This is a genomic window from Nostoc sp., from assembly GCF_036916575.1.
Taxonomy (GTDB): Bacteria; Cyanobacteriota; Cyanobacteriia; order Cyanobacteriales; family Nostocaceae; genus Nostoc.
The window spans coordinates 60,726-86,473 of the sequence record NZ_JBALGC010000128.1 but is presented as its reverse complement, the minus strand read 5'-3'; the positions used below and the strand labels follow the sequence as shown (position 1 = coordinate 86,473).

The following is a 25,748-nucleotide window of genomic DNA, read 5'->3' as shown; positions in this document are numbered from 1 at the left end:
TGTATCTACCAAAAATTTATATCCCTTAAACCTACAGTACAATAAATACGTAAACTTTCCTAGATAAGTTTTTAAAGATTTTATGTAGGAGAATCGTTTTTTTATAGAAAACTGATTAACCATAATTAAGATCATTAGCTTTAGAAGTATACCAGTGTAACTGCGCGAACTTTGAATCGAATTTGTCTCTTTAAAAGAGTGGGCATAAATAAACGTCATTATTATAGCCTTCATTCAATAGTTGTCGGTAGTGAGTAAAATTCTGAAGCAAGCAACATCTACTATTACTCTAGCCATGATAAGTATTTACCTTTATTCATACCCACTTACTTGTTTTCTGAGATAAATCAAGTAGAATGTGCTAAATGTAACGAATTAGTTATAAAACTTATAATTTTTAATATATATACATATTTTAAAAGAAATAATTTGTGAGTAGAGAAATATTACAAAGAAGAGAGTATTTCATAGCTGATATTTTCAATTTACAAATGTTCGGTTGTTGATTCCGCAAAAAAGTTGAAAAATATGAATAATTCAGGTGCATTCACCAAACTACGTCCTCTAAGTTTGTTAAGACAGTTATCCAATTGCTCCGACAGTACTTGTTTACAAGCATTAAGTAACTCAGTTTCTTGGTCAATTTACCTAGAACAGGGCAAAATAACTTACGCTACCCATTCAGTGGAACCCTTTGAGCGATTAGAACGTCATTTGCGTCGCCTTAGCCACCAAATTCCACTACTTACCAGCGAGGTTCGTGTTCAATTACGTCTGATGTTTGAACGTGACTCACACAGTCAGTTAATCGAACATAACAGGAATTCGAGAAGCCACCCTCCTGAGTATCAGGCTATATCCTGGCTTATTAGTGAACAACATCTACATTCTACACAAGCAGCAGTGCTGATTCAAGAATTAGTTAAAGAAGTGATTGAATCATTTTTGCTAATCAAAGAAGGGACTTATGAATTAACAGAACCACTTAATAGAATGCCAAAAATTTGTCGGCTAGATGTAGAAAAAATTCTAGAACGTTGCCAAGTAAGATTACAGAATTGGCAGACTTTTGTTCCTAAAATTTCCTCTCCATATCAACGTCCATATCTGTTGATTAATAGCAAACTTGAGGAAAAAGATTTACCACATATCCAGCCAGATTTAACTAGTTGGATGAAGGGTTTCAGCCTGTGTCATCTAGCTGCGATTTTGAATCAAGATGAAATCCAACTGGCTCGCAATTTATACCCTTACATCGTTAATGGCGGGATTATCTTGCATGAACCTGATCCACCATTTGATAAATTACCAAAGATATTTGAAGAGCGATGTCTACGACGGGCTACGCCTACACTTTTCTCAAAATTAATTACATTAGTTGATACCAAAGAAAAACTAAGTACTACCGTCAACTCTTACCCAGATATTTATGAAGAGAATATAGCTGCTGTTCAACGATTACCACAGATTTCTGCTCCTCCTAAAGAAAACTTTCAGGAACCAACAATATCAAATAACATAAATCTTGCTTCCCAAAGAGTAACGACTGCTACTGTAACAGCACAAAAATTCCATAAAATCGTTTCTGTAGATGATAGCCCCACAATTCTCAAAGAAATTAGCCATTTCTTAGAAAATGAAAATTTTTCTGTAGTGACTATCAACGATCCACTAAAAGCCGCTTTGTCAATTATCAGGCACAAACCGGACTTAATTTTGTTGGATTTAAATATGGTAGGAATCGATGGTTATGAGTTGTGTCGAATTATACGAAATAATTCAATTTTTCAGAAGACTCCCATCATTTTTGTTACCGGGAGTAAAGGAATTGTAGACAAAGTAAAAGCGAAATTGGTCGGGGCATCTGGATATCTCACCAAACCGTTTACTCGCGCCGAATTATTGAAAATAGTCTTTATGCATTTGACTTAAATCAACCACCAAACCTAACGATTTTGAGCTAGTGAAGATAAATCAATTAAATTTATTAACCGAGTAGTATTGGGCTGAACCCACATTAATTAATTGCAAATAGCCTGGAAGCTTGTAAATGCAGCACAATAGACAGGCTAACCGATGCAAAAACTGGCTTTTGTCTGCTACAAAGTTTTAGGATATGGCAGAGAAATCATAATTTGGGTTGTTGTAGCCTGGATTTGACATGGCGGATGTTACAAGGTCAGGACTGCTGAGTAAACTGCTGACATCAGTGCCGATAGCTTGGTTGGGCGTAGTACTACCTAGCGATATCAGTTCGCCACTAACAGGAAAATTCCAGCCTTCATTACCAACGAGTGTTTTGCCATCACCACTGGCTTCAATCCGATTTCCAAGGAGATTGCTGTTAGTTACACTAGCAGTGTTGCCATTACCAAGGATGTCATTGTTACTACTAGTCTGTATATTGGCATTACCAAAGATGTCGTTGTTATTGCTTAAATTCCAGTTACCATTACCGGAGGTTGTGTTATCGTTACCAAAGCTCCAGTTGCCATTACCTTCAGTTTTGCCACCATCACCGTAGTTCCAGTTACCGTTACCGTTGGTTGTGTTGCTACTACCAAAATTCCAGTTACCATTACCATCGGTTGTGTTGTTACTACCATATAACCAGTTGCCGTTACCTTGACCACTGTTACCAGTAGCATTTGCACCATCTAAGTTTTGAATATCAAATACCCAGTTGTCGCTGTTATAAGGTACAGGTAGACCGTTGCCTGTTTCAGGTAGGTTGCTACCACTTTCCTTGGAGGGGGGAGTGCTGCCAAATGGTAAGTTACCAGGAAGGTTGCCGCTAGCGGCGGTATTGTTAGCATTAGAGGCACTACCACCAGATGCGTTACCACTAGCAAAGGGGTTGCTACCACTACCAGATGTGCTAACACCAGCAAAAGGGTTGCTACCACCTAATGCGCTGGTATCACCGCCAAGGACTTTGATCAGTTGATTGAACGGATTATTAGTATCAGTTAAAGCCCGCTCGTCGAGTGGTCGCTGGTAATTGTAGGCGTACTTTCCATCTTTACTGATTGTGGATGAGTTGCCACCACCAATGAAGGAAGCGAAGATATTACTACCACTAGCAGCGCCACCAAAGCTACCGCCACCATCTAAACTGCTGCCATTGGTAGACTGCCATTTGCCATCACTGAAAGAAAAATTGCCATTACCAGTTGAAGTATTGCTACTACCTTGTGACCCGGCAGTTTGATTGCTATTGTCAGAAGTTGCCATTAGAATTAAACTCCTATTACTTATTACTCAAACTAAAATTCCTCCATCAATAGGAAGATTAACGACAAGAATGAAAGCATTTTTTAACTTTCATCTTCAATAAAGAAATACTGATAAAAACAGCAAGTATCACACCTAGCAAAACTATACAAAATCAGATTTACATTTCAAATGAATAAAATTTAGATGGGATTGGCCATTCTTTTGATATTGTTCAGGCAGATTTCAGCAAAATTGCCCGATAATCCTTATGGTGAATGCTTTAGAGGCAGTTTTAGTAGTGCTTTTTCGGCTCAAACAGGGCAAATTTATCTCTTTTGAGTACTACAATACAATGCAATTCCACTACAAAAAAGAGTCAAGCTTGATTTTTGTAGTCTTTTGAGTGACAAAATATTAATGATGAGGTTTTATCGAGTTTTAAAGATTCAAGTTCTGCGATCGCTAATGCTGTTAACTTCTTTCCAAAATTTAGAAACTGGTGGCGAATAAGCGGGCTAGTATATCTAGTTGGCTCAAACATATCTCCCACATTCACAGAAGCCAAGACGCCAAGAAAAGATTAGCAACAGAGATTGTTCTGCTAGTCTAACGTAGTAGGATTGTTCAAGTGAAAGGGTACGCCTTGCGGGACGAGTAGCCATCGATCGCTAGTAAACACCCTAAAATTAGAGCAAAAGACGATTCCTAAAACAATCACATTCCATGCGTATTTCTCTAAATTGGCTGCGCGAACTAGTAGAGATAAAACTTAATCCAGAAGAATTAGCTGAAACCCTGACAATGGCGGGGTTTGAGGTAGAAGAGATTGAAGACCGCCGCACTTGGGCAAATGGCGTTGTTGTCGGGAAAGTGCTTGAGCGTCAACCCCACCCCAACGCCGATAAATTGAGTGTTTGCCAAGTAGATATCGGTGCAGATGAGACTTTAAATATTGTCTGTGGTGCTGCCAATGTCAAGGCAGATATTTATGTGCCAGTGGCAACTACGGGTACTTACTTACCCAACATCGATTTAAAAATTAAACCTGCGAAACTGCGTGGTGTCGCATCTCAGGGCATGATTTGTTCTTTAAAGGAACTCGGTTTGCCCACCGATGTAGACGGAATTCATATTTTTACTCAGGAAAATTTACCATTGGGTAGTGATGTCCGTCCGTTGTTGGGTCTAGATGATGTAATTTTAGACCTGACAGCAACTGCTAATCGCGCTGATGCTTTGAGTATGGTAGGCGTAGCACGGGAAGTAGCAGCTTTAACTGGTGGAAAGTTGAGCATTCCTGAACCAGGTGAAATTTCTATTGCTAAAAATGCCGGAAATTTAGCTTTAAAAATCGCCGACACGCAAGCTTGTCCTGCCTACATTGGTACGGTAATTGAACAGGTTAAAATTGCTCCATCTCCCGAATGGCTGCAACAGCGTTTGCGGTCTGCTGGGGTACGTCCCATAAGTAATGTAGTGGACATTACTAATTACGTTTTGTTGGAATGGGGGCAACCACTGCACGCCTTTGATTTGAGTCGCCTACAATCTGTTGCAGGTAGCGAAAATTTAACAATTGGCGTCCGCTTTGCTACTGCTGGAGAATCCCTCAAAACCCTGGATGGACAAACTCGTACCCTATCAACCCAAAATTTATTAATTACTGCTAACGATAGACCCGTTGCATTAGCGGGAGTTATGGGTGGACAAGAAACAGAAGTCCATGAAGGGACTCAAAGTTTAGTTTTAGAAGCAGCGTTGTTTGATTCCGTAGCAATTCGCCGTTCTTCCCGGAGTGCAGGATTAAGAAGTGAAGCTTCTGGTAGATACGAACGGGGAGTTAACCGGGCTGAGTTGGAAATAGCTAATCGCCGCGCCTTGTGCTTAATTAGCGAATTGGCTAGTGGAATTCTTATCCATCAGGAAATTGCCGACACCCGCCCCCATCCATCTACCTGGAGTCGTTCCATCGCACTGCGTTTAGACCGAGTTAATCAGATACTGGGGCCAATCGAATTGGGAGAGGACACAGGAGAACTCCAAGAACAAGATGTTGAGCGCATCCTGACTGCCTTGGGATGTCAGTTAACTCCTTCAGCCGATGTCCCAGAACAAGATACTACACATCAACGTACATGGTCAGTTTCCGTACCACCATATCGTTACCGCGACTTAGAGCGAGAAATTGATTTAATTGAAGAAATTGCCCGTCTCTATGGCTACAACAAATTCTGTGATACCTTACCAGAAAAAGCAGAAGCTGGCTATCTGCCTTTAGATGAGGAACTGATTCGCAAGTTACGAGCTTTCCTGCGGGCTGAAGGGTTGACAGAATTAATCCACTATTCTTTAGTCAAACCAGGAGAAGACAGAAAGATAGTACTGTCAAATCCCTTATTTGTCGAATATTCAGCGCTGCGAACCGATTTGATATCTGGGTTAATTGATGCCTTTCAATACAATTTAGAACAGGGTAATGGTGCCCTTAACGGCTTTGAAATCGGGCAAATTTTCTGGCGAGAAGAAGACGGTTTGCAAGAAACAGAAGCCCTTGCTGGGATTGTGGGAGGCGATATTTCTGTTGGCAAATGGTCAAAAAGTGGACGCGAAGAACCCATCACCTGGTTTGAAGCCAAAGGCATTTTAGAAAGTGTATTTCGGCAACTTAGCTTGCAAATCGAATTTCAACCCGATCGCCAGGATGATCGCTTACATCCAGGACGCACCGCTTCCCTGTGGATTCGAGGTAACAGGCTGGGTATTTTTGGGCAACTCCATCCCCAATTGCGACGAGAAAAAGGCTTACCAGATTCCGTTTATGTTTTCCAGTTGGATCTAGATGTGCTTTTAGATTCTCTAGAACAAGATGAAATGCTTGTCCCAACATTCCAGCCCTATTCTACTTACCCAGCTAGCGATCGCGACATCGCCTTTTTCGCACCTGTGAAAATCTCAGTTGTGGAAATTCAAAAAGTCATTAGCAAAGCGGGTAAAGATTTGCTCGAATCGGTAGAATTATTTGATGAATATCGGGGCGAAAATGTCCCCCAAGGACAGCGGAGTTTGGCGTTTCGTTTAGTTTATCGGGCTAGCGATCGCACTCTTACTGAGTCCGAAGTTGAACCAGTACACAATAAAGTCCGCGAAGCCTTGGTGGAAAAATTCGGCGTTAACCTGAGAAGTTAGGAGTAGAGACGCGATTAATCGCGTCTGTACAGGAGTTAGGAGTAGAGACGCGATTAATCGCGTCTGTACAGGAGTTAGGAGTAGAGACGCGATTAATCGCGTTTGTACAGGAGTTAGGAGAGACGCGATTAATCGCGTCTGTTTTTTGGTCTAGTTCCCAGGTTCAACCTGGGAACCTGCAGGGTAGGCCGCCTATCGCGCTTCCCGTACTACGCAAACTCAAGAAATTTGAAACCCACGGAGGTGGGTTTTGTCTTTATAGCCGCATACCTGCGGCGAAGTCATTTGTTATTTCGGCGAAGTCATTTGTTATTTTGGCGAAGTCATTTGTTATTTCGGCGAACTCATTTGTTATAGGACATCCAATAATTAAATTACTCAATTCCTGTATTCAAATTCCAGAGAAAAATCTTAGTTTACGAGAAATCAATATCAATAGAAATAATAGCAGAAAGATTAGATGTAGATGAGTATGAAATCAAGGTAATTTTAGACAAGTGGCGAGAATTTTTACATTTAGAATCAATAGGAGCAGAAATCCATTATAGTGTTTATCATCCTAGTTTTCGTGATTTATTGAGGCAATAAAGTGAGTCTAAACTTTGAGTTTGGCATGGTACTAACTCTTTTTTTCTAGAGAAAATTTGGGGTGAAAGCAAACAATATTTTATTAATCAGTAGGAGTAACAAGGAATTATGCCTAAATATGTACTCTGGGGAAGTTACTGCGAAGACGTTCTCGAAAAACGTACCCCCCACCGTCAAGCTCATTTAGACGGATTAGCAAAACAGAAAGAATCCGGTGTGCTGATTACTATTGGCCCCACCAAGGATGTCACAAAAGTTTTTGGCATTTACGAAGCCGAAGACGAAGCTACTGTGCGCCAGTTGATTGAAAATGATCCTTACTGGAAAAATGGGATATGGACTGAATATTCAGTCAAAGAATGGATTCAGGCTTTTTAAATTAAGTTTGGGGCATTGGGCATTGGGCATTGGGCATGGGAGAATTAGCATCAACGTTGAACCTTTAAGCATCAACGTTGAACCTCTGAGCATAAACGTTGAACCTCTGAGCATCAACGTTGAACCTCTGAACATCAACGTTGAACCTCTGAACATCAACGTTGAACCTTTGAGCATCAACGTTGAACCTCTGAGCATCAACGTTGAACCTCTGAGCATAAACGTTGAACCTCTGAACATGAACGTTAAGCCTCTGAACATTAACGTTGAACCTCTGAGCATGAAACTTTCAGTTTTAACTCTCACCGATTTCTCCCATCCCCCCATGCCCCATGCCCCATGCCCACATAATTATGAAAATTTGGCAGGTTGATTTTTATCGTCGTCCCTCACAAAATGCGTCTGAACAAATTTTCTGGGAGTTGTTGATTTGTGACACAACTCGCAGCTTTAAGTATGAAGCTACCTGTCTCCAGTCAGCAGCAAACTCTAATTGGGTTGCGACTCAACTTGAGCTAGCTGCTGGTGAAAAATTGCCAGATGTAATTCAGGTATTTCGTCCGCAGTCTCTAAGCTTAATTGAAGCGGCTGGACGCAATTTAAGTATTAATGTCGAACCTACCCGCCACACTTTGGCGTTAAAGCAGTGGTTAGAAGAAAAGCAGTATCCGTCAGCGCTGGATAAACCACCCCCAGCACCATTACCAGAAAACCTCTGGGGAGAACAATGGCGTTTTGCGACTCTGGCTGCTAGTGACGTAGAAACGAGATTTAGCGATCGCCCCATTCCCATTTTGCACATCCCAGAACATTTCAAACCAATCAATTTGGGTTTAGCATCAACAGTCCCTGTTCCTGGTGTAGTAATTTATGGTGGACGGCAATCAATGCGCCTAGCACGGTGGTTGCAGCAAGCCCGTCCTGTAAGCTTGAACTACATTTCTGGCGCACCGGATGGCTTAATATTAGAAGCTAGCTTGGTGGATAGGTGGATTGTTGCCACATTTGAAGATTCAGAAGTTACAACAGCAGCCCAAGCATTTGAACAACGCAAGCAGCAAAGCCGAGGATTGCATTTTTTGTTAGTTCAACCCGATGATTCTGGGATGACTTATAGCGGCTTTTGGTTATTGCAGGCAGAAAATTGATATTAATTGCCAAAAATATTTGTCTGCTTAATTTTTATAGCTAAGAAATCGACTAAAGCGATGGCGGTTGGCGTAGCGTAGCCCAAGGTAGGCATCAGTTAGCGCAGCGTAAAGCCTACGGCATAGCTTCGCTTAAAGCGACGCAGGAGCGTCACTTTCCAAGACGAGCAACCATTTAAAATCCCTAAAGAGCTTATTCCATAATACTTTTGAATAAGTGAATGAGTGAATGAGTGACTTTTGCCTTGCGGTACTAGTCTGGGCTATGGGTTTTTGTCATTGCTATTTTGGCAGGAATGAGATTAGGTGTGTCAGGTCAATATAATAGAAGACAATGCGATAGCCGTTCGCTCTAGCGTCTCCAAAGGAGAAGGCTTAAGCTTCGCTTATCGCCACCAAAAAGAGCGGGTACGCCATCGTACTACTACATCCACCGTATACAAAAAGAGTTTGATTCTCAGTTTACCTAACTAAATAATTTAATATTCTATAGTTTGTTGACTGATAGCCCTATCTTTTAGATAGCGATATGCTTTTTTATGAGTCTAGTAGCTAAAAGCCCAAATAAACTTCAAGATTTTGTGGAGTCACCACTAATGCAATCAGCAAACAAACTCCCGCGATGGTTAACTATAGGATTGGCATTTCCTATTGCCATTCTCAATGGTTGGCTATTGCTCCAGCTTGTGCAATATTTTCAACCCTTGGTGAGCGTTATTGCCGCCGCCATCCTACTGGCTTTTGTCTTGAACTATCCAATCCAGTTTCTCCAGGAACAAGGGGTAAAACGCAACCTGGCGATCGCAGGAGTGTTGCTTTTGACTGTGGTGGTTTTAGTGGGTTTAGGCATCACTTTGGTTCCCCTGATTATCCAACAGCTCAATGAGCTAGCTAATATTTTGCCCAGTTGGATTGATTCTGGTACTCAGCAGCTGCAAGCTTTCCAGGATTGGGCATTAAGTCAACAACAGCTTCCCATTAATTTAAGTGGTTTATTTACCCAAGTTCTCGACCGATTATCTAACCAACTTCAATCCTTCACTGGTAGAATTCTCAGTTTTGCCGTCGATACCATTGGTATTGTCCTTAACGTTCTGCTGGCGGTAGTGCTGACTATCTATTTAATATTAAACGGCGAACGTCTTTGGGACGGAATTTTTCAGTGGTTTCCCCCTAACATTGGGTTTAAAGTACGGGAATTACTGCAAGAGGATTTCCACAATTACTTTATCGGTCAAGCAACATTGGGAGCTGTGTTAGGGGTGACAATTACACTAGTGTTTTTGGCGTTGCAAGTTCCCTTGGCTCTACTTTTTGGCATCGGTATTGGTTTATTTTCTCTCTTTCCCTTTGGTACGGGAGTAGGTATCGCCATAGTAAGTTTGTTGGTGGCGCTGCAAAATTTTTGGTTAGGAGTGGAAGTCTTAGGTGTAGCTGTTGCGATCGACCAAGTTAATTCTAATTTTATTGCACCTCGAATTCTCGGCAATTTGACTGGTTTAAATCCCGTGTGGGTGGTGATTTCTTTGTTGTTGGGGGCAAAGTTGGGGGGAGTGCTGGGTTTATTAATTGCGATTCCTATTGCTAGTTTTATCAAGGATATAACAGATAGCTGGCGGGCTGGAGAGTTTAATAAGATAGATGATATTGAGTCAGAACCTGTAAAAGTCATTACTGAGAGAGCAGGAACTTATAGTTAAAATTCAATATATAAGTGAAAAAACTGACAATGAAGACGGGGAAGATCAGTGCTGAAAAAATCCAGTTAAATTTGGGCGATCGCAGTTTTCTCTAAAAGCGCAGTGAAATTTAGCCAGTTAGATAAAGTAATTACGCAATTTTTTACTCTGTCTGCTGGCTGTGCTGTTTTTGCTGGGACGTCGAAGGATGAAAAACCTTGTGTGATCGCCACTGGTAAGAACTAAATTTAGATAGGTACTGGATTTTTTAATTGCTATGCTGGCAAGCTATATTGACCAAGCAATGGAACTAGCGGTTTATGAGATCATTGAAGATGATCAAATTTATTGGGGTGAAGTTCCAAGCTTACAAGGAGTCTGGGCAAATCATAAAATACTAGAAGGGTGTAGGCGGGAATTAAGAGAAGCTTTAAGTGACTGGCTGGCGCTACGGTTACGTTTGGGGTTAACGATTCCCGTAATTGCTGGTATCAACCTTAAGGAATTGAAGGTTGAAATTTAAACGCAGAGGAGTGCAAAGTTTTCGTATTACTCTATCGAAATAGTAAAAGTAAATTTTTAGCATTTTTGGAGTGGGTCATGCTTAAGCAAATCATCCTAGAAAATTGGAAAAGTTTCCGTTATGCAGAGCTTCCACTTGACCCTTTGACTGTTTTGATTGGTACAAATGCAAGTGGTAAATCTAATGTGGTTGAAGCTTTGGAATTTTTACAAAGAATTGCTAGAGGTGAGAATATTGAAGCAGCTTTAGCAGGAGATAAAACACTTCCATCTCTTCGCGGTGGTGTAGAATGGGCTGTAAGAAAATCAGAAGAGAAGGAAACTGAGTTTACATTAAAGATATTAGTTCAGGGTGAGGATGAACAAACAGATTATTTATATGTGATTAATATAAGTACATTACATATAGTCCAAGTTAGAGAAGAATATATTGAATTTCAATCACTTAGTGAAACTAGTATCTCTAGTTATGTCAATAAAATTTTTACAAGAAATTATATTTCCTCTAGTAAAAGTGGATTAAAACAAATAGACTCTCAGATTGATCTAGATGAATTTCGACAATTTAATAATTTTTTAAATAAAGATGAAATTCTTCCAGTATTAGAAATTAAAAGTGAAGAAGTTGAAAAAATATATAATAAATATTTACCAATCAGACAGCAGTTTAAAGATTGTATAATACACCATCTAGAAAATATTCTAATCTTTAATCCTATTCCTTCTAAAATGCGTGATTATTCACGTCTTTCTGAAAATATAGAGAGTGATGGTTCTAATATTGCTGGTGTATTAGCAGCGTTGGATGCTGAACAAAAAGCCAAAGTCGAATCAACTCTATCAGCATATATCAAAGATTTTCCAGAAGGCGATATTAAAAAAGTATTTGCAGAACCAGTTGGTAGACTTAAAACTGATGCGATGCTTTATTGTGAAGAAGAATGGAAACCTGGGGAAATAATACTAATAGATGCTAAAACTATGTCTGATGGAACCTTACGTTTTATAGCAATTCTCACAGCCCTGCTTACCCAACCAGAAGGTAGTCAACTGGTAATTGAAGAAATAGATAACGGGCTTCATCCCTCGCGTGCAGAATTACTAGTCAGAATACTACGGGAAATTGGCAGCAAAAGAAAAATCGATATTTTACTTACTACCCATAATCCAGCTTTACTTGATGCTTTAGGCCCAGAGATAGTGCCTTTTGTGGTTGTTGCACACCGCGATACTGAAACTGGAGAAAGCAAACTTACTCTACTTGAAGATATTGAAAATCTTCCTCTTTTACTAGCATCAGGGACTTTGGGCAGATTAGCAACTAAAGGCGCAATTGAAAAGAGCCTTTCTGATAATAAGTAAAATGAGATATGAGAAAGGTTTTGATTATTGACACATCCATACTTTGCGTCTACTTAGGTGTACCTGGTAAAGAGACTTGTGGCTCTGATAATGATAAATGGAATAAAAAAAGAGTTGAAGCCCGTTTTCAGGAAGAAGAAAAACAAGGTGCAAAGTTTATACTACCAATAGCAACAATTATAGAAACTGGTAATCACATTGCACAAGCTAACTCTAAGCGATATGAAATTGCTCAAGCTTTCGGTAATATTTTAGTGAAAGTAGCGGATGGAGTTATACCTTGGGGAGTTTTTGAAACTCAAGTGGGTGAACTTTGGAATTCCACACAATTGAAGCAGTTAGCTACTGAATGGCCTACTCTAGCATCTAGAAAGATTTCCATTGGAGATGCGACAATTAAGACTGTGGCTGAATATTATGCCAAAACCAGTAGCACATTTCAAGTAGAAATTTTTACGGGCGATGGGGGACTCAAGGCTTATGAACCAGCTACCCCAGCACCTACGCGTCGAAGCGATCGCACCATAAAGCCAAAGTGAATCTGTTCTTCAATTGGTGGTGAACCATTTTTGATAAAGCTTTTGATAAGTGCCGTTTTCTTGTAGTGTTAGCAGGGCTTTATTAACAGGCTTTCGATAGGGACTATTTGTCCCAAAGACAACGCCGTAGTTCTCCTTGCGAAAAACACTGCCAATAACTTTCACTTTTCCTTTGCCTTCACCAGACGCGTAGTAAAGGAGAACAGGCGCGTCAAAAACAACTGCATCTGCCTTTTCTTGTAAGAGTGCATCATAAGCTTGGGCAACCTTATTGAACTCTAGAACCTGAATGTTTTGTTCATGCAGGTAAGTTGCCGATGTACTATTGATGACAGTAGCGACACGCTTGGATACTAGGTCGTCTGGACCTTTAATATTTCCCTGTAGTCGATCCACCGTTAGGGAAGTAGTCACTGTAGCCGTGAAGTAGGCAACAAAAACAACACTGGTAAACATCCAGACTACGGCTACTACCCGTCCGATTACACTCTTAGGCATTTCGTCAGCTTGGGTAGCCAGGGTTGCAGCTGCCCACCAGCAAGCTTTGAAAATGCCAGGAAAGTAGGACAAAGTTGGGATCATTCCTTCAGTCCGCTGACGCTCAAAAAACCAGACAATGTGGGCTGGCACAAGAATAATTACCAAAATGATGCCAACAAGCTGGATTAGGGCAGGTGAGAAAATCACTGCTAATAAACTAGGTACTGATCTGACACCATTTTCATGATTTAGTACTAAAATCTGAAGTCCCGATTCAAACATCGGTTGAGAGAAATCAAAGTCTTTATCTCGCTCGGCAGTGATAGATATATTGCCAATTCCCACATCTGCCTTACCAGATTTAACAGCAGACAGCAAATCCTGAGTAGTTGGATTGACAAATATCTCGGACTTAACATTCATCTCGTCAGTGATGCTACGCCAAAGATCAATGCTGAATCCAGTGATTTGACCGTTTTTCTCAAAGACAAAGGGTGTGGCAAATCCCGTCGCCACGCGTAGAGGTTTCGTTGGTTTCTGGGCTGACACCTGACTCGACATTAGCACCAACACCAAAAATCCAACTCCTAACCACTTCCAGCAATTCAGTATGAGGGACTTACTAGTTTTGTTCTTTGTGTTCTTTCTTCCACACTTACTCACTGACAGATTTAAGGAAAAGATTACTGCATTCATTCAACTATCCGAATTCAGCTTTTATTAAAGGCGCTTTCTTACCAATTGTCTACTAAAACAACCACAAAAAAAACCGATCTGCCTTATAATAAATGCTGATATTGATGCTTTAAGAGAATTTTCTGGGGAAAAATTTAGGGAAGATGGAATTGAGCGTTTGATCGCACAATATCAGAATGTAAAGCAAATTTCTAAAGAAACTTTGTATATCCAGTTAAAGACAACTACCCGTAATTAAAAAAATGGCAAGTATGAAAAAAGAACTAGAAGGACACACGCTCCGAAGCTTTTAGCGTTATTGAATGTAACTAAGGTTCGCCAAGCTTCGCCATACTGCGTTCGCCTTTTTCCTACACTAGCCGCAATAATGGGTGCATCAGCAAGCTAATATAACGAAGAGTAAAAAATTCTTGAGCGATCGCCCCTCAACTTTCACATCACGTTATCATCAAATATTGTGGAATTTCCGTGCGTAACTCAATAGCATCTATGACCGCTTCTCACTCTGAAACTCCATCTAACAAGCCCGACGCGAGTACTTTTATTTCCGACCATCAACAGGTAGACCGCAGCAAGCTAAGTCAAATGTATCTGCACTATGTCGAAACGAAGGATAAATATCCTCACGCCGTATTGCTGTATCGGGTAGGAGATTTCTTTGAATGCTATTTCCAAGATGCTGTAAAACTAGCGCAAGAATTGGAATTAGTCCTCACTAGCAAGCAAGCTGGAGAACAGGGACGAGTGGCGATGTCTGGTGTTCCGCACCACGCTTGGGAACGCTACACGACGATGCTAGTAGAAAAAGGCTATGCAGTGGTAATTTGCGACCAAGTAGAAGATGCTTCTGAAGCTGCTGGTAGATTGGTACGGCGAGAGGTAACGCGCATTCTTACCCCTGGCACTTTACTGGAAGAGGGAATGCTCAAATCCAGTCGCAATAATTATCTAGCAGCAGTAGTAATTGCCGCAAATCATTGGGGTTTAGCCTATGCAGACATCTCTACAGGTGAATTTCTCACGACTCAAGGTAGTGATTTAGAACATCTCACACAGGAATTAATGCGCTTGCAACCATCAGAGGTGTTAGTTCCAACAAATGCGCCTGATTTGGGTAGTTTGCTACGTCCGGGAGAAACTTCGCCGCATCTCCCCCAATGTTTGCCAGCATCATTTTGCTATAGTTTGCGATCGCAAGTTCCCTTTTCCCAAGCTGAAGCTAGACCGAGATTATTGCAGAAATTTAAGGTGCGATCGCTCGAAGGACTCGGTTGTGATCATCTTCCCCTCGCCGTTCGTGCAGCTGGTGGTCTTCTGGAATATTTAGAAGATACCCAAAAAGAAAACCCCGTTACCCTTCAAAGACTTCGCAGCTACACTGTCACCGACTACCTAATTGTTGACAATCAAACCCGCCGTAACCTGGAAATTACCCAAACCGTCCGGGATGGCACTTATCACGGTTCCCTACTCTGGGCGTTAGATAGAACTAGTACAGCGATGGGTGGGCGGGCTTTGCGGCGGTGGTTGTTGCAACCGCTACTCGATATTAAAGGCATTCGGGCGCGACAAGATACCGTCCAAGAATTGATGGAAAATACGCCTCTGCGTCAAGATTTGCGGCAGCTATTACGCCAAATTTATGACCTAGAACGCTTGACGGGAAGGGCGGGTTCTGGTACAGCTAATGCTAGAGATTTAGTAGCTTTGGCAGATTCCCTCTCACGCTTACCAGAATTATCCAGCTTAGTAACTGAGGCGCGTTCTCCATTCCTGAAAGCTTTGCAGAAAGTCCCAAGTGTGTTGGAAGAATTAGCACAAAAGTTACACGCGCATCTTGTCGAATCGCCACCCATACTAATCAAGGAAGGCGGATTAATTCGCCCTAGCGTAAATTCCCTGTTGGATGAGAGAAAGGCGACTGTAGAAGCGGATCAGCAATGGATTGCCAATTTAGAAGTTGATGAGAGGGCTAAGACGGGAATTTCGACACTGAAAGTAGGATTTAACAAAACTTTTGGTTATTATATCAGTATTTCCCGCACCAAAGCTGACCAAGTACCCGCTAATTACATCCGCAAGCAAACCCTGACCAATGAGGAACGTTACATCACCCCTGATTTGAAGGAACGAGAAGCCCGGATTCTCACGGCGCGGGATGATTTAAATCAGTTGGAATATGAGATTTTTACGGCGTTGCGGGAAGAGGTAGCACAAGAGGCGGAAGTAATTCGCAATCTGTCTCGTGCAGTGGCAGCGGCAGATGTGTTGTGTGGGTTAGCTGAGTTGGCGGTGCATCAAGGTTACTGTCGTCCAGAAATGTTGCCAGGAAGGGAGATAAACATTGTTGATGGGCGTCATCCGGTAGTGGAACAGTCTTTGCCTGCGGGTTTTTTTGTGCCAAATTCGACTCAATTAGGAGAAGAGTCATTAGTCATTAGTCATGTGTCATTAGCAGATGACCAAGAACAAATGACCAAAGATAAAGGACAAATGACAAATGACAATCCTGATTTAATCATTCTCACTGGGCCAAATGCGAGTGGCAAAAGTTGTTATTTGCGTCAGGTGGGATTGATTCAGCTAATGGCACAAATTGGTAGTTTTGTACCAGCTAGGTTTGCCAGATTGGGAATATGCGATCGCATTTTCACTCGTGTAGGTGCAATGGATGATCTTGCAACTGGTCAATCTACGTTCATGGTGGAAATGAATGAAACCGCAAATATTCTCAATCATGCTACATCTAGGTCGCTGGTACTGTTAGATGAAATTGGTCGCGGGACAGCGACATTTGATGGTCTTTCCATAGCTTGGGCGGTGGCAGAATATATAGCAGTGGATATTCGGGCGCGAACGATTTTTGCAACTCATTATCACGAGTTAAATGAACTAGCTAGTATTCTGCCGAATGTGGCTAACTATCAGGTGACGGTAAAGGAATTACCCGACCAAATTATCTTTTTGCACCAAGTCCAACCGGGAGGCGCTGATAAGTCTTATGGGATTGAAGCGGGAAGGTTGGCGGGTTTACCAGCGGTGGTGATTCAACGGGCAAAACAAGTGATGGGACAAATTGAGAAACACAGTAAGATTGCGATGGGGCTGCAAAATCTGGATTAATTTTGCAGGTTGATGTGTTCACAATGCGGCCGATGCATTAACAATGCAAACCTATGCATTAACATTGTAAGCCGATGCATTAACAATGCAAACCTATGCATTAACATTGTAAGCCGATGCATTAACAATGCAAACCTATGCATTAACATTGTAAACCGATGCATTAACAATGCAAACCTATGCATTAACATTGTAAGCCGATGAATTAACAATGTTGGTATCCTAGCTTAAAAGAGCTGGAGAGTTGCCAAGTAGTTGAAATCTTGTTAACGTTTATGCTTAAAATTGCACAAGAGGTTTATTTAGCATCTACTGAAAGCTAAAGTCAACCCTTTGCAGTACTCCTATAAGCCATGCTGACTGAAATTTTGCCTTTCCGCTTTGAGTTAGACACGATCGCGATCGCTGGAGCGAGTTTGTGGTCATTAGCGCTATATCTAGGTTTTTCAAGAGTCAGTGAATGGGTAATTGAGCAACTCAACCGCTGGTTTAACTTTGCCGAGCGATCGCTTTACACCAGCCAATCAGAATTTGAAAAGACTCGTAAAGCCAGAGAATCCCAAAACGCTTTCTATGCCTCATTATTTAGCATCCTGCCTTTCTTGGTAGTCGGCGCTTTATTTAATTGGGGTCTGGAAATTAGTTTAGGTGATAGCTGGGGAATTAGTACAGGCATATTAGCTTGTATCGGCGCTGGCATTTATGAACTTGGGCGCAGGGATGGAGAATCTTCCGATTAGGTAGAGGAAAAAGTGAATTTTGAATTTTGAATTGTTTCTCTGCTCTCCCTACTTTCCAATTTCCTCACCAACAATCTGTGCTATCTTCTGAGCTGCACCGCTTTCGCCACGAATATTACGGAGTTTAGCGCGGATATCATCCAATTTTTCTGGATGGGCTAATAAGTCTACAACCATTTCCCCAACCTCTTGCGGTTGAAGTTTACCTATAAGTTCTGGCACTATCTCTTCCTGTGCCCAGATATTTGGCCATGCTAATAAACCTTTGCGTCTCACAAATCTTAGAAATAACCAATTAATTACCTTAGCAAAGGGCGTACCTACCCCTGGCAGGTTTGCCAACAACCCAGGTAAACCATCCCAAGAACGCATGGCGTCAAGTTGTTGTGTTGGCAGCAAAACAATCATTGGCACTCCTAAAGCACCGAGTTCGGCAGTGTTTGCCCCCACCGTAGTCAAGCAGATACAGCACTGGGATAATAAATCATAGGCAGGGTTTTCTTGCCACAGTTCCACAGTTAAGCCCGTTGTTGTTTTGAGCAATGCTTTGCTTTTACCGTCCTCTGGGACAATTAAGCAAGCACCGCCAAAGCCAAAGATTTCAGCAATAGAGTTCTTTTGGGGATCAGCAAAAGTAGCTAAAGTTTGTAAATCCAAAGTTGGGGCTACAGGAATCACAAATTTGGTTTGGGGTCTTTTTGCGTGAACGTATTCGGCAATGCCTACAGTTAATGGTACTCCTTGGGCTAATTTTGCCGCTTTTGATCCAGGCAGTAAACCAATCAATTCAGTTTTGAGTGACGCAGTGATAGGCAGAGGCGAATTGGAATCTAGGCTTTCCCCTACTTCACCTGCTGCTTCTACCATCAAATCACCGACAACGGTGAATTTGTGAGTATATTTTTGAAGGACACGGGCAGCAACTTCGGGTTTCATCACGCCAAAGCGGTCAATCCAGTTATGCCACCTGGCTGACCATTCGGCGTAAACCACTGTACGATATCCGAGCTTTTTGCCTATGACTACGGGGAAAATTTGATCACCACCGAGGAAAACAATTACACCTCGACTTCTCCAGTCCCAATTTTCAAATGTTTTGCCCGAAAGCAAAAATTGCCAAAAATGCTCTGCTCCCTGAACTCTATCTACTTCTGGGTAAGAAAGAGCGATCGCTGCTTCTTTACCACTGGCATTTGAGCAAGGTGATAATACCACAGAAATCCTGACTACAGAAGGGTCATTCCCTAGTTCTTGCCGCAACGCCTTCACTACTGGACGCACCCAGGTTGTTACCTCACCTGGGCCATTTGATAGGATGAGAATATCTACTTGAGTCATTAGTTAATGGTCAGGAGTTAGGGGCTATTAGTCAAGAGGCAAATATTACCTAATTCGTTCCTAATTCTAGAGGCACAACATTACTGATATAATTGCAGGCTATGTTCGATAACGTCTGCAAGTTTCTCGCAGAGTCATTTTCAGCCGACTTTGCAACATGGCTACTCGGTAAACCAATTACACTTACCGAACTTAGTCCATCTGAATTATCCCTCGAACCCATCCGCGCCGATGCACTAATTTTATTGCAGTCGGATGAGGTTGTTCTCCATCTTGAATTCCAAACTGTACCCAAAGCCGATATTCCGTTTCGGATGAGTGATTATCGTTTGCGGGTGTATCGAAAATTTCCCCATAAACGAATGCATCAGATAGTGATTTACCTCAAACCAAGCGATTCTGAGCTAGTTTACCAAACGGAATTTGTTCTAGAAAATAGTCTGCACAGATTTGAAGTAATTCGACTTTGGGAACAGCCAACCGAAGTATTTTTCAATTCTCCAGGTTTGCTAGCGTTTGCAGCTTTAAGTCAAACCGAGGATAAAACACGAACTTTAGAAGAAGTTGCCCAAGTTATTGAAGCACTAAACGACACTCGAATCCGCAGCAATGTTGCTGCATCAACAGCACTATTAGCTGGGCTAGTATTAGATAAAGAGTTGATTAAAAAAATTTTGCGGAGTGATACTATGCGCGAATCTGTGATTTATCAAGATATTTTGCAAGAGGGGCTTGCACAAGGATTAGAACAAGGTATTGAACAAAAAGCTCAAGAAATTGCCATCAAAATGATTAACAAAGGTATCGATATTGAAACAATAGTAGATGTCACAGGTTTAACTATTGAACAAGTTCAACAATTACAGGCTAAAACTCTTGGTAATCAAGCCGAGTAATATTATGCGCGAATCTGTGATTTATCAAGATATTCTGCAAGAGGGGCTTGAACAGGGTATTGAACAAAAAGCTCAAGAAATTGCAGTAAATATGCTCAATTAAGGAGTAGCGATCGCCTACAGCGGGCGTTACGCCATTGCATTAATTGTCCGCGTTACTGTTTTAACTATTCAGCTTCAGCAATTACAAGCTAATACAGACGATAATCAAGCTCAGTGACATCATCCGCGAATCGGTGATTTATCCTAAATTCTATATTCCGCAAGTTGGCGATCGCTCTTATTGATCCCATTTCCAACAAAACACCTATAAACGCGATAGGATCAATACTCATAGATTAATATTTAATCATATTGATAATGTCTTATAGCGACTTCTCGCTCTCAAAAGTCAAACGCGACTTTAACTTAACTATGGTTGAAAGTGGACGGTTTTTACCCGAAACGCAGTCCATAGAACCTAGTTTTTATCTCAAAGAAGCGTTAAGCGAAGGACTACCACTAGCAACAGCGACTGGTTCAGAAAAAGCTCGTTCAGAGTTAATTATTAGTCCTATCCTCGTAGAAGTTCGGAAAATTCTCGAACGCAAAGTCAGCTTTTTTTCGGGTGAAGATTTTACCGTTGCATCGGATTTAGGCTTAAGTGGAGTGTGTGATTTTTTAATTAGCCGCTCACCCGAACAAATATTTATTGAAGCTCCTGTCATCGTGATTATAGAAGCGAAAAAAGGTGATTTAAAACCGGGTTTAGGGCAATGCGCAGCAGAAATGATTGCTGCACAAAAATTCAATGAAATTAATAATATACCAATTAAGACAATTTATGGCAGCGTCAGCAGTGGCACGGCTTGGCGATTTTTGAAATTAGAAGGGCAAACACTGAGTATTGATTTAAACGATTATACCGTTCCCCCAGTGGAAATACTATTGGGAATATTGGTTTGGATGGTGCGCGAAGGTTAGATATTTTTATCTTTGTTTCTTAGTGTCTTTGATTAAAACAGGATCGCTTCAAAGATACGACAAGCTGTGCGCTAACACTCTCAAATCTCTATTATGTAGAAATCGAATAATCTAGAAAACGTGGATTATCGATTCTTTTGGAAGCGTCTAATATTTCTAGCCCGATAACATCTTTAAATAACTATTTAACGATTAAAACTATATAGATATTACAAAAAATTTACAAATAAGTGAGCTAATACTTTTAACCATAGTCAACAATTACAAAGAAATATTTTGTTTTTTATATCGATTTGTGTCAGATACACGAGAAAATGCCCAATGGGTAAGTGTTTTCTGATAAAAAACACATATTGCCGAAAAATAAGAAGTTACCTGGGGCTGCTGATGCCGCGAGGAACTTCTAGTAGAGAACACGCATCAAAGGAGCCGAAGAAGCATGTTCACACACGTCAAGTCCACCATTAGACACATTGCGCCTGATAACTTACGCGGACGTAATTTAATCAAGGTGGTCTATGTCGTGCTTGAGTCCCAGTACCAGAGTGCATTGTCGCAAGCGGTTCGCACGATTAACGCGAACAATCCCAACTTGGCGATTGAAATCAGCGGGTACTTGATTGAGGAACTCCGCGACCCAGAGAACTACGAAGAGTTCAAACGAGAAATTGAGAGTGCGAATATCTTCATCGCTTCCCTCATTTTCATCGAGGACTTAGCACAAAAAGTAGTAGCAGCAGTAGAACCACACCGCGATCGCTTAGACGTTTCCGTTGTCTTTCCCTCCATGCCAGAAGTAATGCGCCTAAGTAAAATGGGCAGCTTTTCCTTAGCACAGTTGGGTCAGTCAAAAAGTGCGATCGCCCAATTCATGCGGAAACGCAAAGAAAAATCCGGTGCGGGATTCCAAGATGGGATGCTGAAGCTTTTGCGTACTCTACCACAAGTGCTGAAGTTTCTTCCAATGGACAAGGCACAGGATGCCCGAAATTTCATGCTCAGTTTTCAGTATTGGCTAGGTGGTTCTCCAGAAAACCTGGAAAACTTCTTGTTGATGCTAGCTGATAAATATGTATTAAAAGATTTAGAGAAACAAAGTTTTGCATCTTCGACATATCAACAGCCAGTGGTCTATCCCGATTTAGGGATTTGGCATCCTTTGGCTCCTAGTATGTTTGAAGATGTTAGAGAGTACCTCAATTGGTATACAGCTCGTAAGGATATTTCTAGCGATCTCAAAGATCCCCTAGCTCCTTGTGTCGGGTTAGTATTGCAACGCACTCACCTAGTTACAGGGGATGATGCCCATTATGTAGCAATGGTGCAGGAGTTGGAAGCACTAGGCGCACGAGTACTACCTGTGTTTGCTGGTGGTTTGGATTTCTCCAAGCCTGTGGATGCCTACTTCTACGAACCGACTACCAACACACAGTTGGTAGATGCAGTGATATCGCTGACTGGTTTTGCTTTAGTGGGTGGGCCAGCTAGACAAGACCATCCCAAAGCAATTGAATCACTTAAACGCTTAAACCGTCCTTACATGGTGGCATTACCCTTAGTATTCCAAACCACAGAAGAGTGGATGGATAGCGATTTAGGGTTACATCCAATTCAAGTAGCTTTGCAAATTGCGATTCCGGAATTAGATGGGGCAATTGAGCCGATTATCTTATCGGGTAGGGATGGGACTACAGGCAAAGCGATCGCCCTGCGCGATCGGGTTGAAGCGGTAGCTGAACGCGCCTTAAAATGGGCTAACCTCCGTCGCAAGCCGAAGCTTGATAAGAAAGTTGCCATCACCGTTTTTAGCTTCCCACCAGATAAAGGCAACGTCGGAACTGCGGCTTACTTGGATGTATTCGGTTCCATCTATGAGGTGATGAAAGCCCTCAAGAATAATGGCTACGACTTACCCGAATTGCCAGAATCAGCCGAAGCGTTGATGCAAGAAGTCATCCATGACGCCCAAGCGCAGTACAACAGCCCTGAACTTAACATTGCTTACAAAATGTCGGTTCCTGAGTATGAGGCACTCACCCCCTACTCTCAACGTCTAGAAGAAAACTGGGGCCCACCTCCCGGACATCTCAACAGTGATGGGCAAAACCTGCTGATTTATGGTAAGCAATTCGGTAACGTCTTCATCGGTGTCCAACCCACATTTGGTTATGAAGGCGATCCGATGCGACTGTTGTTCTCCCGTTCAGCTAGTCCTCACCACGGTTTTGCTGCCTACTACACTTACCTAGAGCAAGTTTGGAAAGCTGATGCTGTACTGCACTTTGGTACACACGGTTCCTTGGAATTCATGCCAGGTAAACAGATGGGGATGTCTGGTGATTGTTATCCAGATAACTTGATTGGCTCAATTCCCAACTTGTATTACTATGCAGCTAATAATCCGAGTGAGGCGACAATTGCCAAACGTCGGAGTTATGCTGAAACAATTTCCTACTTGACACCTCCGGCAGAAAATGCTGGTTTGTATAAAGGTTTGAAGGAACTCAGCGAGTTAATTGCTTCCTACCAAACCTTAAAAGATAGTGGACGCGGCATTTCCATTGTTAACAGCATTATGGATAAATGCCGGATCGTGAATCTGGATAAGGATATTAATCTGCCAGAAACCGATGCCAAACAGATGAGTGGCGATGAGCGGGATAATATTGTTGGCAATGTCTACCGCAGGTTGATGGAAATTGAGTCACGGTTGTTGCCTTGTGGGTTACACGTGATTGGGAAACCACCAAGTGCAGAAGAAGCGATCGCAACTCTGGTCAACATTGCCAGCTTAGATCGTCAAGAAGAAGAAATTGTTGGTTTACCGCGAATTATCGCCAACAGCATTGGGCGTAACATTGACGATATTTACCAAAGTAACGACAGAGGCATTTTAGAAGATGTCCAATTACTGCAAGATATCACCTTAGCAACCCGTGCAGCAGTTACCGCCCTTGTCCAAGAGCAAACCGACGCAGAAGGACGAGTTTCTCTAGTTTCCCGGTTGAATTTCTTCAACATGGGCAAAAAGGAACCTTGGGTAGAAGCATTGCATAAAGCAGGTTATCCCAAAGTTGACACAGCCACACTCAAACCCCTGTTTGAGTATTTGGAATTCTGCCTCCAGCAAGTTTGTGCTGATAACGAACTAGGAGCATTACTCAGAGGTTTAGAAGGCGAGTACATCCTACCCGGCCCTGGTGGTGATCCCATCCGCAACCCGGATGTATTACCCACGGGTAAAAATATCCATGCTCTTGATCCCCAATCCATCCCCACAACAGCAGCAGTACAATCAGCCAAAATTGTCGTAGACAGGCTTTTGGCACGTAATAAGGCAGAAAACGAAGGTAAATGGCCAGAAACTATCGCCTGCGTCCTCTGGGGAACCGATAACATCAAAACTTACGGTGAATCCCTAGCGCAAATTATGTGGATGGTGGGCGTGCGTCCGGTTCCCGATACCTTGGGACGGGTGAACAAGTTGGAATTGATATCTCTAGAAGAGTTGGGACGCCCTAGAATTGACGTGGTAATCAACTGTTCTGGTGTATTCCGCGACTTGTTCATCAATCAAATGAACCTCCTAGATCAAGGCGTGAAGATGGCAGCTGAGGCAGATGAACCCTTAGAAATGAACTTTGTTCGCAAACATGCTTTGCAGCAAGCTGAGGATATGGGGATTAATCTGCGTCAAGCAGCGACTCGCGTTTTCTCCAACGCTTCTGGTTCCTACTCGTCAAATATCAACTTGGCGGTAGAAAACAGCACTTGGGATAGTGAAGCCGAGTTACAGGACATGTATCTCAACCGGAAATCCTTCTCATTCAATTCCGATAACCCCGGAATAATGGACGAATCTCGACAGATTTTTGAAAGTACATTGAAAACTGCTGATGCAACTTTCCAAAATCTGGATTCTTCCGAGATTAGCTTGACGGACGTTTCCCACTACTTTGATTCCGATCCCACTAAGCTTGTGGCAAGTCTACGGAATGATGGTAAAAAACCAGCATCTTATATTGCAGATACAACTACAGCTAACGCTCAAGTGCGGACGTTATCAGAAACCGTGCGCTTAGATGCGCGTACCAAATTATTAAATCCCAAATGGTACGAGGGGATGCTGAATCACGGTTATGAAGGTGTGCGCGAACTCTCCAAACGATTGGTAAATACAATGGGTTGGAGTGCGACAGCCGGCGCTGTGGATAACTGGATTTATGAGGATACTAACGAAACCTTCATCAAAGATGAAGAAATGCAAAAACGGTTGCTGAACCTTAATCCCCATTCTTTCCGCAAGGTTGTATCAACTTTGTTGGAAGTGAATGGACGCGGTTATTGGGAGACTAGCGAGGAGAATTTAGATCGTCTGCGCGAGTTGTACCAAGAAGTTGAAGACCGGATTGAAGGGATAGAGTAAGATTACATGGGCAGGCGTTATGCCTGCCTTAACAATGAGATAAGGTTAAAAAATGAAATATAAATGATTCAGACATTTCAAAATAAAGCATTAGAAAATTTGTTTAGAGAAAATTTTAATAAAGGAGTTCCTGCAAACTTAGAAAAGAAAATTAGAATCAGACTTGAAGTTATAGACTCAGCGTTATAGCAACGGACAGTGAGCTTAGGACAGCAATAAAATCACAAAGTACGCTGTTGAAAACGCGTTTTCCGCAAACTGTCCTAACGGCTTTGGCGATTGCTATAATTGTAGAAGATATTAGATTACCCGGTTATGATTTGCATGAATTAAAAGGAGATAGGAAAGGAACTTGGTCAATAAAGGTATCAGCAAACTGACGTATAACTTTTAAATTTGAAGATGGTGATGCTTATGATGTCAATCTGGAAGATTATCATTAACTTCTGTGTTAATATGATATTAATT

Annotated in this window: 19 protein-coding genes; 14 read left to right on the top strand and 5 right to left on the bottom strand. The window is 41.8% G+C overall.

Going from position 1 to position 25,748, the window contains the following annotated elements:
* Positions 1-528: 528 nt before the first annotated feature.
* Positions 529-1,932: a response regulator gene (locus V7L29_RS28655; protein WP_334692146.1), complete on the top strand. Its 1,404-nt coding sequence runs from the start codon at positions 529-531 to the stop codon at positions 1,930-1,932.
* A 177-nt stretch (positions 1,933-2,109) separates the two neighbouring features.
* Here the strand turns inward: V7L29_RS28655 and V7L29_RS28650 are convergent, their stop codons facing one another.
* Complete coding sequence (locus V7L29_RS28650) at positions 2,110-3,234, bottom strand: hypothetical protein (RefSeq protein ID WP_334737589.1); 1,125 nt, start codon at positions 3,232-3,234, stop codon at positions 2,110-2,112.
* A gap of 705 nt (positions 3,235-3,939) precedes the next feature.
* On the opposite strand from V7L29_RS28650, the gene pheT reads away from it, so the two are divergent.
* The 5 genes from pheT to V7L29_RS28625 all read left to right on the top strand — a co-directional run bounded on the left by pheT (position 3,940) and on the right by V7L29_RS28625 (position 10,216).
* Positions 3,940-6,402 carry a phenylalanine--tRNA ligase subunit beta gene (gene pheT, locus V7L29_RS28645; RefSeq protein ID WP_334737588.1) on the top strand — a complete coding sequence of 821 codons (2,463 nt, stop codon included), beginning with the start codon at positions 3,940-3,942 and terminating at the stop codon, positions 6,400-6,402.
* Positions 6,403-7,098: 696 nt separating this feature from the next.
* A complete protein-coding gene (locus V7L29_RS28640) occupies positions 7,099-7,368 on the top strand; it encodes a YciI family protein (RefSeq protein ID WP_334692143.1) in 270 nt (89 codons plus the stop codon).
* A 7-nt stretch (positions 7,369-7,375) separates the two neighbouring features.
* Complete coding sequence (locus V7L29_RS28635) at positions 7,376-7,741, top strand: hypothetical protein (protein ID WP_334737587.1); 366 nt, start codon at positions 7,376-7,378, stop codon at positions 7,739-7,741.
* Complete coding sequence (locus V7L29_RS28630; protein WP_334737586.1) at positions 7,722-8,516, top strand: Tab2/Atab2 family RNA-binding protein; 795 nt, start codon at positions 7,722-7,724, stop codon at positions 8,514-8,516. The genes V7L29_RS28635 and V7L29_RS28630 overlap by 20 nt, the downstream gene beginning before the upstream one ends.
* 596 nt (positions 8,517-9,112) lie before the next feature.
* Positions 9,113-10,216 carry an AI-2E family transporter gene (locus tag V7L29_RS28625; protein ID WP_334692140.1) on the top strand — a complete coding sequence of 368 codons (1,104 nt, stop codon included), beginning with the start codon at positions 9,113-9,115 and terminating at the stop codon, positions 10,214-10,216.
* Between the two features lie 65 nt (positions 10,217-10,281).
* Here the strand turns inward: V7L29_RS28625 and V7L29_RS28620 are convergent, their stop codons facing one another.
* Entirely contained in the window at positions 10,282-10,428 is a 147-nt protein-coding gene (locus tag V7L29_RS28620) for a hypothetical protein (RefSeq protein ID WP_334737585.1), read from the bottom strand.
* Between the two features lie 44 nt (positions 10,429-10,472).
* Between V7L29_RS28620 and V7L29_RS28615 the strand changes: the two genes are divergently transcribed.
* The 3 genes from V7L29_RS28615 (at position 10,473) to V7L29_RS28605 (ending at position 12,618) form a co-directional block, all read left to right on the top strand.
* The gene (locus tag V7L29_RS28615; protein ID WP_334737584.1) at positions 10,473-10,718 is read left to right on the top strand and encodes a type II toxin-antitoxin system HicB family antitoxin; all 246 of its coding nucleotides are present in this window, start codon (positions 10,473-10,475) and stop codon (positions 10,716-10,718) included.
* A gap of 77 nt (positions 10,719-10,795) precedes the next feature.
* Complete coding sequence (locus V7L29_RS28610) at positions 10,796-12,079, top strand: AAA family ATPase (RefSeq protein ID WP_334737583.1); 1,284 nt, start codon at positions 10,796-10,798, stop codon at positions 12,077-12,079.
* Between the two features lie 8 nt (positions 12,080-12,087).
* The gene (locus V7L29_RS28605; RefSeq protein WP_334737582.1) at positions 12,088-12,618 is read left to right on the top strand and encodes a hypothetical protein; all 531 of its coding nucleotides are present in this window, start codon (positions 12,088-12,090) and stop codon (positions 12,616-12,618) included.
* Positions 12,619-12,627: 9 nt separating this feature from the next.
* Here the strand turns inward: V7L29_RS28605 and V7L29_RS28600 are convergent, their stop codons facing one another.
* A complete protein-coding gene (locus V7L29_RS28600) occupies positions 12,628-13,671 on the bottom strand; it encodes a transporter substrate-binding domain-containing protein (RefSeq protein ID WP_334737613.1) in 1,044 nt (347 codons plus the stop codon).
* 612 nt (positions 13,672-14,283) lie between these two features.
* Here V7L29_RS28600 and mutS point away from each other — a divergent pair.
* Complete coding sequence (gene mutS, locus V7L29_RS28595; protein WP_334737581.1) at positions 14,284-16,917, top strand: DNA mismatch repair protein MutS; 2,634 nt, start codon at positions 14,284-14,286, stop codon at positions 16,915-16,917.
* Positions 16,918-17,270: 353 nt separating this feature from the next.
* The gene (locus V7L29_RS28590; RefSeq protein ID WP_334737580.1) at positions 17,271-17,657 is read left to right on the top strand and encodes a hypothetical protein; all 387 of its coding nucleotides are present in this window, start codon (positions 17,271-17,273) and stop codon (positions 17,655-17,657) included.
* Positions 17,658-17,705: 48 nt separating this feature from the next.
* Here the strand turns inward: V7L29_RS28590 and V7L29_RS28585 are convergent, their stop codons facing one another.
* Entirely contained in the window at positions 17,706-18,995 is a 1,290-nt protein-coding gene (locus V7L29_RS28585; protein WP_334737579.1) for a lipid-A-disaccharide synthase, read from the bottom strand.
* A 101-nt stretch (positions 18,996-19,096) separates the two neighbouring features.
* Between V7L29_RS28585 and V7L29_RS28580 the strand changes: the two genes are divergently transcribed.
* Complete coding sequence (locus tag V7L29_RS28580) at positions 19,097-19,891, top strand: Rpn family recombination-promoting nuclease/putative transposase (RefSeq protein WP_334737578.1); 795 nt, start codon at positions 19,097-19,099, stop codon at positions 19,889-19,891.
* A gap of 191 nt (positions 19,892-20,082) precedes the next feature.
* On the opposite strand, the gene V7L29_RS28575 is transcribed toward V7L29_RS28580, so the two are convergent.
* Positions 20,083-20,226, bottom strand: coding sequence for a hypothetical protein (locus tag V7L29_RS28575; protein WP_334737577.1), 144 nt, complete (start codon positions 20,224-20,226; stop codon positions 20,083-20,085).
* Positions 20,227-20,251: 25 nt separating this feature from the next.
* On the opposite strand from V7L29_RS28575, the gene V7L29_RS28570 reads away from it, so the two are divergent.
* Both V7L29_RS28570 and V7L29_RS28565 read left to right on the top strand, forming a co-directional pair.
* Positions 20,252-20,854, top strand: coding sequence for a hypothetical protein (locus tag V7L29_RS28570; protein WP_334692130.1), 603 nt, complete (start codon positions 20,252-20,254; stop codon positions 20,852-20,854).
* A 439-nt stretch (positions 20,855-21,293) separates the two neighbouring features.
* Positions 21,294-25,280 (top strand): magnesium chelatase subunit H, encoded by a 3,987-nt coding sequence (locus V7L29_RS28565; protein ID WP_334737576.1) that lies wholly within the window; start codon positions 21,294-21,296, stop codon positions 25,278-25,280.
* Positions 25,281-25,748: the final 468 nt, after the last annotated feature.

Excerpts from the sequence above, each read along its gene's own strand:
- V7L29_RS28655 (WP_334692146.1), top strand. The coding sequence starts at position 529 with ATGAATAATTCAGGTGCATTCACCAAACTACGTCCTCTAAGTTTGTTA.
- V7L29_RS28650 (WP_334737589.1), bottom strand. The coding sequence starts at position 3,234 with ATGGCAACTTCTGACAATAGCAATCAAACTGCCGGGTCACAAGGTAGT.
- pheT (WP_334737588.1), top strand. The coding sequence starts at position 3,940 with ATGCGTATTTCTCTAAATTGGCTGCGCGAACTAGTAGAGATAAAACTT.
- V7L29_RS28640 (WP_334692143.1), top strand. The coding sequence starts at position 7,099 with ATGCCTAAATATGTACTCTGGGGAAGTTACTGCGAAGACGTTCTCGAA.
- V7L29_RS28630 (WP_334737586.1), top strand. The coding sequence starts at position 7,722 with ATGAAAATTTGGCAGGTTGATTTTTATCGTCGTCCCTCACAAAATGCG.
- V7L29_RS28625 (WP_334692140.1), top strand. The coding sequence starts at position 9,113 with ATGCAATCAGCAAACAAACTCCCGCGATGGTTAACTATAGGATTGGCA.
- V7L29_RS28615 (WP_334737584.1), top strand. The coding sequence starts at position 10,473 with ATGCTGGCAAGCTATATTGACCAAGCAATGGAACTAGCGGTTTATGAG.
- V7L29_RS28610 (WP_334737583.1), top strand. The coding sequence starts at position 10,796 with ATGCTTAAGCAAATCATCCTAGAAAATTGGAAAAGTTTCCGTTATGCA.
- V7L29_RS28605 (WP_334737582.1), top strand. The coding sequence starts at position 12,088 with ATGAGAAAGGTTTTGATTATTGACACATCCATACTTTGCGTCTACTTA.
- mutS (WP_334737581.1), top strand. The coding sequence starts at position 14,284 with ATGACCGCTTCTCACTCTGAAACTCCATCTAACAAGCCCGACGCGAGT.
- V7L29_RS28590 (WP_334737580.1), top strand. The coding sequence starts at position 17,271 with ATGCTGACTGAAATTTTGCCTTTCCGCTTTGAGTTAGACACGATCGCG.
- V7L29_RS28585 (WP_334737579.1), bottom strand. The coding sequence starts at position 18,995 with ATGACTCAAGTAGATATTCTCATCCTATCAAATGGCCCAGGTGAGGTA.
- V7L29_RS28580 (WP_334737578.1), top strand. The coding sequence starts at position 19,097 with ATGTTCGATAACGTCTGCAAGTTTCTCGCAGAGTCATTTTCAGCCGAC.
- V7L29_RS28575 (WP_334737577.1), bottom strand. The coding sequence starts at position 20,226 with ATGAGTATTGATCCTATCGCGTTTATAGGTGTTTTGTTGGAAATGGGA.
- V7L29_RS28570 (WP_334692130.1), top strand. The coding sequence starts at position 20,252 with ATGTCTTATAGCGACTTCTCGCTCTCAAAAGTCAAACGCGACTTTAAC.
- V7L29_RS28565 (WP_334737576.1), top strand. The coding sequence starts at position 21,294 with ATGTTCACACACGTCAAGTCCACCATTAGACACATTGCGCCTGATAAC.